The organism is Streptomyces sp. NPDC020780 (assembly GCF_044334475.1).
Lineage (GTDB): Bacteria > Actinomycetota > Actinomycetes > Streptomycetales > Streptomycetaceae > Streptomyces.
The window spans coordinates 317,184-329,647 of the sequence record NZ_JBIRTB010000007.1 but is presented as its reverse complement, the minus strand read 5'-3'; the positions used below and the strand labels follow the sequence as shown (position 1 = coordinate 329,647).

Sequence of the window (12,464 nt, the reverse complement as noted above, 5' to 3'; positions counted from 1 at the left end):
TCTTCGCTTGGCTGTGCGGTGTCTGTTCGAACACCGGCGCATCGCGCGGAACGTTACCGTATCGCGATCAGACAACCACTTCGACGCCCTCGCCCGGCGCGCTACCTGACGCCCGTTCGGACTCCAGAGCGTTCTGGAGGATCACCACAGCGGCAGCCTGGTCGATGACAGAACGGCCCTTCTTGGACTTCACGCCCGAGGCCCGCAGCCCGTGGGTCGCCGTCACTGTGGTCATCCTCTCGTCCACCAGGCGCACGGGGACCGGCGCGATCGCCCGTGCGAAGACCTGGGCGAAGGCGCGGACCTTGGCGGCGGCGGGGCCCTCGCCACCGCCCAGGGAGCGGGGCAGACCGACGATGACCTCGATCGGCTCGTACTCCTCGACGATCAGGCCGAGCCGCCGGTGGGCGGCCGGGACGTCACGTCCCGGCACGGTCTCCACCGGCGTGGCGAGGATCCCGTCGGGGTCGCACGAGGCGACCCCGATACGGGCGTCCCCGACGTCGATGGCGAGTCGGCGTCCACGGCGCATCTGCGGCATGCCCGGCGTCACGCCGTCTCGGTGACGAGGCGTTCGACAGCGGCGACGGCATCGCCGATGGCGTCCGGGTTCTGACCGCCGCCCTGCGCGACGTCCGGCTTGCCGCCTCCACCGCCGCCGAGGGTCTTGGCGGCCGTGCGGACCAGGTCGCCGGCCTTGAGGCCACGCTCGCGGGCGGCCTCGTTGGTGGCGATGACGGTCAGCGGGCGTCCGTTGGCCGTGGTGAACAGGGCCACGACGGCCGGCCGGCCGCCCTGGATGCGCCCGCGCACGTCGAGGACCAGCTTGCGCAGGTCGTCGGCCGACGTGCCGTCGGGCACCTGCCCGGTGACCAGGGCGACACCTCGGACGTCCTTGGCCGAGTCCACGAGCCCGGCGGCGGCCTGGAGGACCTTCTCCGCGCGGAACTTCTCGATCTCCTTCTCGGCGTCCTTCAGCTTGCCGAGCATGCCGGAGATCTTCTCGGGGAGCTCCTCGGGGCGGCCCTTGAGCAGTTCCTGGAGCTGGGCGACGACCGTGTGCTCCCTGGCCAGGAAGTTGTACGCGTCGACGCCGACCAGCGCCTCGATACGGCGCACACCCGACCCGATGGACGACTCGCCGAGCAGCTTCACCAGGCCCAGCTGAGCGGTGTTGCGGACGTGCGTACCGCCGCACAGCTCCTTGGAGAAGTCGCCGATGGTCACGACCCGGACGCGCTCGCCGTACTTCTCGCCGAACTCGGCGATGGCGCCCTGCTTCTTGGCCTCTTCGATGGACATGACCTCGGCCTGGACGTCGAGCTCCCGGGCGAGGACCTCGTTGATCTTCTGCTCGACGTCGGTGAGGACCGTGCCGGGTACGGCGGCGGGCGAGCCGAAGTCGAAGCGGAAGCGGCCGGGCGAGTTCTCCGAACCGGCCTGGGCGGCCGTCGGGCCGAGCGCGTCGCGCAGTGCCTGGTGCGTGAGGTGTGTGGCGCTGTGGGCGCGGGCGATGGCACGGCGACGGGTGCCGTCGATGGCGGCGTAGGCCGAGGCGCCGACGGTCACCTCGCCGACCTGCACCGAACCCTTGTGGACCGAGACGCCGGGGACCGGCTGCTGGACGTCGCGGACCTGGATGACGGCACCGGTGTCGAGCCTGATCCGGCCCTGGTCGGCGAGCTGGCCGCCGCCCTCGGCGTAGAACGGGGTGCGGTCCAGGACGACCTCGACCTCGTCGCCCTCGGTGGCGGCGGGTGAGGGGACGCCGTCGACGAGCAGGCCGACGATCTTCGACTCGCCCTCGTTGCTGGTGTAGCCGGTGAACTCGGTGACGCCCGAGTTGTCGGCGACCTCGCGGTAGGCGGACAGGTCGGCGTGACCGGTCTTCTTGGCCTTGGCGTCGGCCTTGGCGCGCTCCCGCTGCTCCTTCATCAGGCGGCGGAACCCGTCCTCGTCGACCGAGAGGCCCTGTTCGGCGGCCATCTCCAGCGTGAGGTCGATCGGGAAGCCCCAGGTGTCGTGGAGCAGGAAGGCCTTGTCGCCGGCCAGGACCTTGCCACCGGCGGCCTTGGTCTCGCTCACGGCGGTGTCGAGGATGTTCGTGCCGCCCTTGAGCGCCTTCAGGAAGGCGGCTTCCTCGGCCAGGGCGACGGTCTCGATGCGCTTGCGGTCGGTGATCAGCTCGGGGTACTGCTGCCCCATCGTGTCGACGACGACCTCGACCAGGTCCCGGACGACCGGTCCGGTGGCGCCCAGCAGCCGCATATTGCGGATGGCACGGCGCATGATGCGGCGCAGGACGTAGCCGCGGCCCTCGTTGCCGGGGGTGACGCCGTCGCCGATGAGCATCACCGACGTACGGATGTGGTCGGCGACGACGCGCAGGGAGACGTCGGAACCGTGCTCGGCTCCGTAGCGGACGCCGGTCAGCTCGGTGGCCTTGTCCATCACGACGCGCAGGGTGTCGGTCTCGTACATGTTCTGTACGTCCTGCAGGATCATGGCGAGGCGTTCGAGGCCGAGACCGGTGTCGATGTTCTTCGACGGGAGGTCCCCCAGGATCGGGAAGTCCTCCTTGCCGTCGCCGGCGCCGCGCTCGTACTGCATGAAGACCAGGTTCCAGATCTCCACGTACCGCTCGTCGTTGACGGCGGGGCCGCCCTCGACGCCGAACTCGGGGCCGCGGTCGTAGTTGATCTCCGAGCACGGGCCGCACGGGCCGGGAACGCCCATGGACCAGAAGTTGTCCTTCTTGCCCAGGCGCTGGATGCGCTCGGCCGGCACGCCGATCTTCTCGCGCCAGATGGCCTCGGCTTCGTCGTCGTCGAGGTAGACGGTGATCCACAGGCGCTCGGGGTCGAGGCCGAAGCCGCCCTCCGCCACGGAGGTCGTGAGAGCCTCCCAGGCGTAGCGGATGGCGCCTTCCTTGAAGTAGTCGCCGAAGGAGAAGTTGCCGCACATCTGGAAGAACGTGCCGTGCCGGGTGGTCTTGCCGACCTCTTCGATGTCCGGCGTGCGCACGCACTTCTGCACGCTGGTGACGCGAGGGGCGGGCGGCTTGACCTCGCCGAGGAAGTACGGCTTGAAGGGCACCATGCCCGCGGGGACCAGCAGCAGAGTCGGGTCGTCCGCGATGAGCGACGCCGAAGGCACGACGGTGTGGCCGCGCTCCTCGAAGAAGCTCAGCCAGCGGCGGCGAATTTCAGCCGACTCCATTAGTGGTCCTCATTCCGGTTGTCCGAGTTGTAGGGAAGTGTGCGGTAGGTGGGGGCGCGGCGCGCCTCGGCCGCTTCGACGGCCGCCCGTGAGGGGGCCGGGAGTTCGGGATCGACCGGAGCCCGCAGGCCCAGCGCGCCGCCCAGTTCGGCCTCCCGCCTGACCATGCCCTCGCGCACGTCGAGCGCGAAGTCCTTGAGCCGGTGCCCCGCTTCGAGGGCCTTGTCGGCGGCCTGCGCCGCGAGGCTCTCGGGGGTCAGCTGCCTGATCTTGCGGTTGACCTTGGTGGTGGCCCATACACCGGCGGCTGCGCCGGCGGTGAACCAGAACGTACGGCGGAACATCGCTGCGTCAGTCCTTCTGTCCGCGGGAGCTACGGCCGTTCCGCTTCCTGCGTGCGGACGGCACGGTACGGCCGACGATCACCGTGCGGCGGAGGCGGCGTTCCGGCTCCGGCTCGGCCGCGGTCCGGCGGCCGAGCGCCTCGCGCACTCCGTAGCCGAAGGCGGCCACCTTCACGAGCGGGCCGCCGAAGGTGGAGGCGACGGTGGTCGACAGCGCGGAGGCGTTGGAGGTGACCTCCTGCACGTCGCTCGCGATGGCGTCGACCTTGTCGAGCTGCGTCTGCGCGGAACGCAGCGTCGCGGAGGCGTCGGCGAGCAGCGGCACGGCCTGCTCGGTCACGTCCGCCACCAGCGCGGTGGTCGCCCTGAGCGTCTGGGCCAGCCTCACCAGCACCACGGCCAGGAAGGAGACCAGGATCGCCCAGAAGACGGCCACCAGGATCCCGGCCACCTCTCCACCGGACACAGTGCACCGCTCTCTTCTCGTCGCTCGCTCGGGCCGGGGCCTGTCCCGGCCTGCCCGACCGGCCGTGCGCGTCCCGCCGCCCCGGCCGATCGTCGTCCCTCGAGCCTATCGCGCCGGGCGTCACCCGCCGTACCGCATTCCTGCCCTGCCGAACCCGGGGTGGAGCAGGACGTACCTGCCGGCGTACCCGGCACCGGATGCCGGGCGGACCGGCCCGGCTCGCCGGATGCCCGCGAGGCCCTGTCCCTCGCGTACGCCCTTCACGGCCTTGGTCACCCCGGTCGGGGGCGAGCACGAAAGAGGCCGGGTCCTGCGGGGGTGGCAGCCCTCGGCGGCCCTGCCCGCGTGCGGCTCCGCCCCCTGCGGCGGGCTCCCGGATGCGGGGCTCGGAGCCCGCCCGGGCTGAAAGCGCCGACGGGCGGTACGAGGCGGAGTGGCGCTCGGGCGCCCGGCCGGACGGGCGGGGCCGCGGTAGCGCGGGCGGCCTGGATCCCGGCGGTCCGGCCCGGAGGGCGTACGCGGCCGGACGGGCGGGAAAGACGAAGGCCCGCGCCTCCCGGATGACAGGGAGGGGCGGGCCCGAGCTCGGAGAGCCGCTACGCCTGGATCAGCGGGCGTAGTACTCGACGACGAGCTGCTCGTCGCAGATGACCGGGATTTCCTTGCGGTTCGGGTCCCGGTCCAGGCGGAAGGCCAGGGCCTTCAGGTTCACCTGGAGGTAGCGCGGGGTCTCGCCGTCGGTGTCGTAACCACCCTCGCGGGCCACCTGGAAGGGGACCTTGGAGCGGCTGCGCTCGCGGACCTGGACGATGTCGTCGGGGCGCACGCGGAAGGACGGCTTGTCGACCTTGCCACCGTTGACCTCGATGTGGCCGTGGACGACCATCTGGCGGGCCTGGTAGATGGTCCGGGCGATGCCCGAACGCAGGACCAGGGCGTCGAGACGGCGCTCGAGCTCGACGACCAGCGCCTCGCCCGTCTTGCCCTCGGCCTTACGGGCGCGGTCGTAGGCGCGCGCCATCTGGCGCTCGCTGATGTCGTACTGCGCACGCAGACGCTGCTTCTCGAGCAGACGGACCTTGTAGTCCGAGTTCTGCTTGCGGCCACGGCCGTGCTCGCCCGGCGGGTAGGGGCGGGCTTCGAAGTACTTGACAGCCTTCGGCGTCAGGGCGATGCCGAGGGCACGCGACTTCTTGACCTTGGGACGCGACTGGTTAGGCACGTTCTCCAGACCTCCGTTGTAGGTTAGGTTTACCTTACTCAAGGAGATCGCATGTCTCGCCCTGGGAACACCACACACGTCACGGACAGCACAGACAGCGGCGGCGCGTCTGAAAAGCGCCGCTACGACGGAAGGCCGATCTGATCGTGGTCAGCCGCGTCCCAGCGGGCTTGAAAACATTCGGTTGCCGTCAGCAGCCGAACGCACACGAACTCTCGTACAGAGTACCTGCTCCGTCGTACTGCTCGTACCCGGGCCTGTGACCCCGGGCACCGGCCGGCGTCGGAGGGCCGGAGGCACGGGTCCCCGGGCGAGCTGGCAGGCGACCCGCGCCCCGCTGGTCGGGGGCGGGTCAGGACGGCGCCGGGCCGCCCGCCTCGCTGCGGCCGAGCCGTTCGCGCACCCGGTCCGCCACCTCGGCGTACCGCGCCTCCGCGCCGTAGCGCGTGGGTTCGTAGTACCGCCTGCCGCGGACCGCGTCCGGGGCGTACTCCTGGGCTGCGATGCCGCCGGGCACGTCGTGCGGGTAGATGTAACCCTGGGCGTGGCCCAGCTTGGCGGCGCCCTTGTAGTGGCCGTCGCGCAGATGCGCCGGGACCGGGCCCGCGAGTCCTCTGCGCACATCGTCCTGCGCGGCCGAGATCGCCAGGGTCGCGGCGTTGGACTTCGGAGCCAGGGCCAGCGCGATGGTGGCGTGGCTGAGGGTGAGAGCCGCCTCCGGGAAACCGATCATGGCGACGGCCTGGGCCGCCGCCACCGCCGTGGGCAGCGCCGTCGGGTCGGCGAGGCCGATGTCCTCGCTGGCGGAGATCATCAGCCGGCGGGCGATGAAGCGCGGGTCCTCCCCCGCCTCGATCATCCGGGCCAGGTAGTGCAGGGCGGCGTCCACGTCCGATCCGCGGATCGACTTGATGAGGGCGCTCGCCACGTCGTAGTGCTGGTCGCCGTCACGGTCGTACTTCACCGCGGCGCGGTCGACGGTCTCCTCGAGCGTCTCCAGCGTGATCTCCGGTTCGCGCTTGGCGAGGGCCGCTCCGGCCGCCGCCTCCAGCGCGGTCAGCGCACGCCGGGCGTCGCCGCCCGCGATCCGCAGCAGGTGCGCCTCGGCGGCCTCGGACAGCGTGACCGCGCCGCCCAGGCCGCGCTCGTCGGTCAGGGCGCGGCGCAGCAGGGCCCGCAGGTCCTCGTCGGTGAGGGGCTCCAGGGTGAGGAGCAGGGAGCGCGAGAGCAGCGGCGAGATGATGGAGAAGTACGGGTTCTCCGTGGTGGCCGCGATGAGGGTCACCCAGCGGTTCTCCACGGCGGGCAGCAGGGAGTCCTGCTGGGCCTTGGAGAAGCGGTGGATCTCGTCGAGGAAAAGGACCGTCTCCTTGCCGAAGCCCCCGGTGGCGCGGCGGGCGCCCTCGATGACGGCCCTGACCTCCTTGACACCCGCCGTGATCGCGGAGAGCTCCACGAAACGCTTGTTGGTGGCCTTGCTGACCACGTACGCCAGAGTCGTCTTGCCGGTGCCGGGCGGTCCCCAGAGGATGACGGACGAGGGACCCGCAGGACCTCCGCCGGCTTCACCGACGAGCCGGCGCAGCGGCGAGCCCGGCTTGAGCAGATGCTGCTGGCCGACGACCTCGTCCAGCGTGCGAGGACGCATCCGGACAGCCAGAGGGCTGCTGGACGGGTCCTTCTCCTGGCGGTCTTCGGCGGCTGCGGTAAAGAGGTCGGGCTCCACGCTTCGAAGCCTATGTCACCCCACCGACAGGACCGCGGGCGTCAGCTGGTCCAGAAGTCCCACCAGCGCGTGAGGATCAGCATGCCGATGATGCCGATCCAGAGCACCGGCGGCACCCAGTGGAACTCGGTGAGGCCGTTCCTGAGCCAGGCGGGGGCGGGGAGGATGCGGTGCTTGATGTTGTGCGTGGTGACGTAGCAGAACATGACGATCGTGGCGACCCAGGCCAGGCAGCACCACAGGCAGAGCGAGTTGATGTTGTACAGCGACTGGTACTGCAGCCACGTGCAGAAGCCGACGCCGAACAGCGTGCCCGCGTTGAGGCCGAGCCAGTACCAGGAGCGGAAGCGCGCTCCCGCCAGGAGCGCCATGCCGATGCCGATGACCACCGAGTAGGTCGCGATGCCGAGCATCGGGTTGGGGAACCCGAAGGCGGACGCCTGCTCGCTCTTCATGATGTTGCCGCACGCGACCACGGGGTTGAGGCTGCACCCCGGGGTGAAGCTCGGGTCCTCGAGCAGCTTGAACTTGTCGATGGTGATCACCCAGGCGGCGAGCAGTCCGGCCGCTCCCGTGATCACCAGCAGCAGCGCGAGCGCGCGGCTGCCCCCGACGGTCCTCTTCCCGCTGTCCTCACCCTGCTCCGGGTCACGCTCGGAGGAGGAGTGGTCTACCGCTGCCATCGTCATATCGCCGTTCCATCACTGAGTAGCCGGCCGGGCACGGTCATTCTGCCGCACCGCCGATGCGCCCATCCGTTCGATGGAGATAAAGATGTGCGCACGGACGGGGCCGGAGCCGGGAATCGTCCGGGGTGCGCGCCGCCGGGGCGGGGCCGCCACTCCCCCCCGAAACCTCCCACGGGGTGAACCAGCGAGCGCCGCGTTGACGGCGTCCGGCCGGGACCGGACCCCGGCCCCTTCCGCGTTCACGTCGGTTCACGTCCCGTGCAACACGCTGTGCCCGCCCGGACGGACCGGGCGGGCACAGGCGGGGCGTGCGCGGGCGTCGGGCGGACGGCGCAGGGGTCAGGCGAGCCGGGCCTGGACGACGGCCACCAGGTCGCCGAGCGCGACCGGCTCCTGTTCCCCGGACTCCATGTCCTTGAGCTGGACGCTGCCCTCGGCGAGATCACGCTCGCCGGCCACGACGGTGTAGCGGGCCCCGGAGCGGTTGGCGCTCTTCATCGCACCCTTGAGCCCACGGCCACCGAACGCGAAGTCCGTGGCGACCCCGGCCTTCCGCAACTCCGTGACCAGGCCGAAGAGCACGCGCCGGGCCTCCTCGCCGAGCGGGACCGCGTAGACGCTGGTGGGGGCGGGGATGTCGAGTTCGATGCCCTCCGCCTCCAGCGCGAGCACCGTGCGGTCCACGCCGAGCGCCCAGCCGACGGACGGCAGCGCGGGACCGCCGATCATCTCGGAGAGGCCGTCGTAGCGGCCGCCGCCGCCCACCGCGGACTGGGATCCCAGACCGTCGTGGACGAACTCGAAGGTGGTGCGGGTGTAGTAGTCGAGGCCCCGGACCAGCTTCTCGTCGTCCTCGTACACCACCCCGGCCGCCGTCAGCAGTTCGCGGACCTCCTCGTGGTACGCCTTGCAGGCGTCACAGAGGAAGTCGCGCAGCATCGGCGCGCCCGTCAGCTGCTTCTGGACGTCGGGCCGCTTGTCGTCGAGCACCCGCAGGGGGTTGATCTCGACGCGGCGGCGGGTGTCCTCGTCCAGATCGAGGTCGCGCAGGAAGGCCTGGAGCGCCTCGCGGTAGACCGGGCGGCACTCCTTGTCGCCCAGTGAGTTCAGCAGGATGCGGAACCGCGCGAGGCCCAGCGAACGGTAGGCCTGGTCCGCGAGGATGATCAGCTCGGCGTCGAGCGCCGGGTCCTCGGTGCCGATGGCCTCGGCACCGACCTGCGAGAAGTGGCGGTAACGGCCCTTCTGCGGCCGCTCGTAGCGGTAGTACGAGCCGGAGTACCAGAGCTTGACGGGGAGGTTGCCCGCCTTGTGGAGGTTGGCCTCCAGCGCGGCACGCAGCACCGAGGCGGTTCCCTCGGGCCGCAGGGCCAGCTTGTCGCCGCCCTTGGTCTCGAAGGCGTACATCTCCTTGGACACGATGTCGGTCGACTCGCCGACTCCCCGCGCGAACAGGGCGACGTCCTCGAAGCCGGGCGTCTCGACGTAGCCGTAACCGGAGTTGCGCAGGGGCGCGGAGATGGCCTCGCGCACTGCCAGGAACGTCGCGGAGTCCGGCGGGATCAGGTCGTACGTGCCCTTGGGGGCCTGGAAGGTGCTCACGTTTTTTCTCTCGTCACATTCCTCGGCGGGGCGCGTCCAGGCCGTGCAGGTACGGATTGGAGGCGCGCTCGCGGCCGATGGTCGTCTGGGGTCCGTGGCCGGACAGCACCACGGTCGAGTCGTCGAGCGGCAGGCACACGCGGGCCAGCGACTCGAGCAGCTCGGCGTGGTCACCGCCGGGCAGGTCGGTGCGTCCGACGGAGCCGGCGAAGAGCAGGTCGCCCGAGAAGAGGACCTGCGGTACGTCCGCGGCCTCGGGCATCCTGAACGTCACCGACCCCTTGGTATGCCCCGGTGCGTGCGCGACGCCGAACTCCATGCCGGCCAGTTCCAGCCTGGACCCGTCGGCCAGTTCCCTGACGTCGTCGGGCTCGCCCACGGCGAGCTCCCCCATGAGCGGCATCCCGATGGAACGGCCGAGGGCCTTCTCCGGGTCGCTCATCATGTACCGGTCCTCGGGGTGGATCCACGCGGGAACGTCGTGGGCGCCGCAGACGGGGACGACCGAGGCGACGTGGTCGATGTGGCCGTGGGTGAGCACGACGGCGACGGGCTTGAGCCGATGCTTCCTCAGCGCTTCCTCGACGCCCTGGGCGGCCTGGTGGCCGGGGTCGATGATCACGCACTCCTCGCCTGCGGCAGGGGCGACCAGATAGCAGTTGGTCTCCCAGGCCCCGGCGGGGAACCCGGCAATGAGCACGATCGTCCTTAGTGTTCGTCCGTAGCGGGAGGGCCGCGGAGAGGAATGCGGCAGATCAGAGACTACCGGCGCTCCTCATTCCACAGCTAACCCATATACCGTACGGGGCAACCGAGGCCCGATCACACGACGTACAAGGAGACCAACCGGTGGTCAGCAGCGATCAGCGGCGGCGGCAGCTCGCCCGGGAGAAGTTCGAGCGGCAGCAGCAGCGCCGGGAGGAGGCGCGCCGGAGAACCAGGCGCCTCGCGGTGATCATCGCGTCCTCGGTGGCCGTGGTGGCGGTCATCGGCGCGGGCGCGTACGTCTCCCTCGACGGGGACGACGACGGCAAGAAGGCCGACGAAGCGGCCGCGAGCCCTTCCGCGTCGCCGTCGGCGAGCGAGAGCAGTGTGCCCGAGCCGGCGATGAAGATCGACAAGAAGGCGACGTACGCGATGTCGCTGAAGACCAGCCAGGGCGACATAGCGATCACGATGGACGCGGCGAAGACCCCGCACACCACGAACTCGTTCAAGTCGCTCGCGGACAAGGGGTACTTCGACGGCACGAAGTGCCACCGGCTGACCACGCAGGGCATCTTCGTCCTGCAGTGCGGCGACCCGAAGGGCGATGGGACGGGCGGTCCGGGCTACACGATCCCCGACGAGAACCTCACCGCGCTGGGCAAGCCGGGCGGCGACGGCTCGGTGACGTATCGGGCGGGCACGGTCGCGATGGCGAACACCGGCCAGCCGGGCACCGGCGGCAGCCAGTTCTTCCTGGTCTACAAGGACACCAAACTGCCGCCCACCTACACGCCGTTCGGCACGATGGACGAAGCCGGCCTGAAGGCGGTCAAGAAGATCGCCGAGGCCGGTGTCACCGGTGGGGCGGCCGACGGCGCTCCGAAGAAGACCGTCACGGTCGAGAAGGCGGCTGTCGAGAAGGCCTGAACGGCCGGGCGGCCGGGCGGCCCCGGCGGACCGGCGCGGACGGGATAATTTCGGCCGCGCGGAGTGCGGACAGCCGGGCGGCCGGTCGCCTAGATTGGCGTTGTGCAGGGCGGGCGCTGCCCGCCCCAGGAAACTGTGGACGATGCACGGGGGGCGAACCCCCTCGCTGGCATCAGGTGGAGGAGGCGCTGTGAGCAGCGACCCGTGGGGCCGTGTCGACGAGACGGGCACCGTGTACGTGCGTACGGCCGAGGGCGAGCAGGTCGTCGGATCGTGGCAGGCCGGTTCCCCCGAGGAGGCCCTGGCCTATTTCGAGCGCAAGTACGAGGGCCTGGTGGTCGAGATCGGCCTCCTCGAGCGGCGGGTGAAGACCACCGACCTGTCGGCGAAGGACGCCACCGCTGCGATCGAGCACCTGCGTCAGCAGGTCGACGAGCACCACGCCGTCGGCGACCTCGCCGCGCTGGGCAAGCGGCTGGACGCGCTCGTCGCGACGGTCGACTCCCGGCGCGAGGAACGCAAAGCCCAGAAGGCGAAGCAGGCCGACGAGGCGCGCGGCGCCAAGGAGGCGCTCGTCGTCGAGGCCGAGGAGCTGGCGCAGAGCGAGCAGTGGCGGTCCGCCGGTGAGCGGCTGCGGGCGCTCGTCGACACGTGGAAGGGGCTGCCGCGTCTCGACCGCAAGTCGGACGACGAGCTGTGGCACCGCTTCTCGCACGCCCGGTCCGCGTTCTCCAAGCGCCGCAAGGCGCACTTCGCCGCGCTGGACGCCCAGCGCGAGGAAGCCCGCAAGGTCAAGGAGAAGCTGGCCGCCGAGGCGGAGTCGCTCTCCGGCTCGACCGACTGGGGTGCCACGGCCGCCCGCTACCGCGACCTGATGACCGAGTGGAAGGCGGCGGGACGAGCCCAGCGCGAGGCCGAGGACGAGCTGTGGAACCGCTTCCGGGGTGCGCAGGACGTGTTCTTCGCGGCCCGCAGCGGTGTCTTCGCCGAGCGGGACGCGGAGCAGGGCGAGAACCTCCAGCTCAAGGAGGAGCTCGCTGCCGAGGCCGAGAAACTGGTGCCCGTGACGGACCTGAAGGCGGCCAGGGCCGCGTTCCGTGCCCTGAACGAGCGCTGGGAGGCCGTCGGCCATGTGCCGCGTGACGCCCGCCCGAAGGTCGAGGGGCGGATGCACGCGGTGGAGCGGGCGCTCCAGGAGGCCGAGGAGTCCGAGTGGCGCCGGACGAACCCGGAGGCGCGGGCCCGCGCCGAGGGCCTGACCGGTCAGCTCCAGGCCGCCGTCGACAAGCTGCGCACGCAGATCGACGCGGCGCGCGCCTCGGGCAACAACGCGCGTGCCGACAAGCTCTCGCGTGAGCTCGAAGGCCGGCAGGCGCTGCTGGACCAGGCGCTCAAGGGCCTGGAGGAGTTCGGCGGCTGAAGCCGGTCACGGCGGACGCACGGAAGGGGGGGCCCCCCCCCCCCCCCGGGGGCCCCCCCCGGGGGCCCGGGGGGGGCCCCCCCCCGGGGGCCCCCCCCCCCCCCGCCCCCGGCCGGGCCCCCCCCCGCCGGAGAAAAGGTT

The 12,464-nt window shown here is 71.1% G+C and carries 11 protein-coding genes and 1 pseudogene; 3 read left to right on the top strand and 9 right to left on the bottom strand.

Annotation, left to right across the window (positions count from 1 at the left end):
- Positions 1 to 67: 67 nt before the first annotated feature.
- The 5 genes from ruvX to rpsD all read right to left on the bottom strand — a co-directional run bounded on the left by ruvX (position 68) and on the right by rpsD (position 5,251).
- The gene (ruvX, locus tag ACH4VO_RS16190; RefSeq protein ID WP_360997812.1) at positions 68 to 541 is read right to left on the bottom strand and encodes a Holliday junction resolvase RuvX; all 474 of its coding nucleotides are present in this window, start codon (positions 539 to 541) and stop codon (positions 68 to 70) included.
- Between the two features lie 8 nt (positions 542 to 549).
- Positions 550 to 3,219, bottom strand: coding sequence for an alanine--tRNA ligase (gene alaS / locus ACH4VO_RS16185; protein ID WP_360997760.1), 2,670 nt, complete (start codon positions 3,217 to 3,219; stop codon positions 550 to 552).
- The gene (locus tag ACH4VO_RS16180) at positions 3,219 to 3,563 is read right to left on the bottom strand and encodes a DUF6167 family protein (RefSeq protein ID WP_360997759.1); all 345 of its coding nucleotides are present in this window, start codon (positions 3,561 to 3,563) and stop codon (positions 3,219 to 3,221) included. The genes alaS and ACH4VO_RS16180 overlap by 1 nt, the downstream gene beginning before the upstream one ends.
- 7 nt (positions 3,564 to 3,570) lie before the next feature.
- Positions 3,571 to 4,014 (bottom strand): DUF948 domain-containing protein, encoded by a 444-nt coding sequence (locus ACH4VO_RS16175; RefSeq protein ID WP_360997810.1) that lies wholly within the window; start codon positions 4,012 to 4,014, stop codon positions 3,571 to 3,573.
- Positions 4,015 to 4,636: 622 nt separating this feature from the next.
- The gene (gene rpsD, locus ACH4VO_RS16170) at positions 4,637 to 5,251 is read right to left on the bottom strand and encodes a 30S ribosomal protein S4 (RefSeq protein ID WP_069173264.1); all 615 of its coding nucleotides are present in this window, start codon (positions 5,249 to 5,251) and stop codon (positions 4,637 to 4,639) included.
- A gap of 184 nt (positions 5,252 to 5,435) precedes the next feature.
- Here rpsD and ACH4VO_RS16165 point away from each other — a divergent pair.
- Positions 5,436 to 5,507: pseudogene (locus tag ACH4VO_RS16165) on the top strand (DUF2470 domain-containing protein); the annotation flags it as partial.
- Positions 5,508 to 5,603: 96 nt separating this feature from the next.
- Here the strand turns inward: ACH4VO_RS16165 and ACH4VO_RS16160 are convergent.
- The 4 genes from ACH4VO_RS16160 to ACH4VO_RS16145 all read right to left on the bottom strand — a co-directional run bounded on the left by ACH4VO_RS16160 (position 5,604) and on the right by ACH4VO_RS16145 (position 9,968).
- Positions 5,604 to 6,977 (bottom strand): replication-associated recombination protein A, encoded by a 1,374-nt coding sequence (locus tag ACH4VO_RS16160; RefSeq protein WP_360997758.1) that lies wholly within the window; start codon positions 6,975 to 6,977, stop codon positions 5,604 to 5,606.
- A 41-nt stretch (positions 6,978 to 7,018) separates the two neighbouring features.
- Positions 7,019 to 7,666, bottom strand: coding sequence for a vitamin K epoxide reductase family protein (locus ACH4VO_RS16155; protein ID WP_360997756.1), 648 nt, complete (start codon positions 7,664 to 7,666; stop codon positions 7,019 to 7,021).
- Positions 7,667 to 8,005: 339 nt separating this feature from the next.
- Positions 8,006 to 9,268 carry a histidine--tRNA ligase gene (gene hisS, locus ACH4VO_RS16150; RefSeq protein ID WP_360997754.1) on the bottom strand — a complete coding sequence of 421 codons (1,263 nt, stop codon included), beginning with the start codon at positions 9,266 to 9,268 and terminating at the stop codon, positions 8,006 to 8,008.
- 13 nt (positions 9,269 to 9,281) lie between these two features.
- Complete coding sequence (locus tag ACH4VO_RS16145) at positions 9,282 to 9,968, bottom strand: MBL fold metallo-hydrolase (protein ID WP_360997752.1); 687 nt, start codon at positions 9,966 to 9,968, stop codon at positions 9,282 to 9,284.
- 149 nt (positions 9,969 to 10,117) lie between these two features.
- Here ACH4VO_RS16145 and ACH4VO_RS16140 point away from each other — a divergent pair, with 149 nt between their 5' ends.
- A complete protein-coding gene (locus tag ACH4VO_RS16140) occupies positions 10,118 to 10,903 on the top strand; it encodes a peptidylprolyl isomerase (RefSeq protein WP_360997751.1) in 786 nt (261 codons plus the stop codon).
- A gap of 190 nt (positions 10,904 to 11,093) precedes the next feature.
- The gene (locus ACH4VO_RS16135) at positions 11,094 to 12,323 is read left to right on the top strand and encodes a DUF349 domain-containing protein (protein ID WP_360997749.1); all 1,230 of its coding nucleotides are present in this window, start codon (positions 11,094 to 11,096) and stop codon (positions 12,321 to 12,323) included.
- Positions 12,324 to 12,464: the final 141 nt, after the last annotated feature.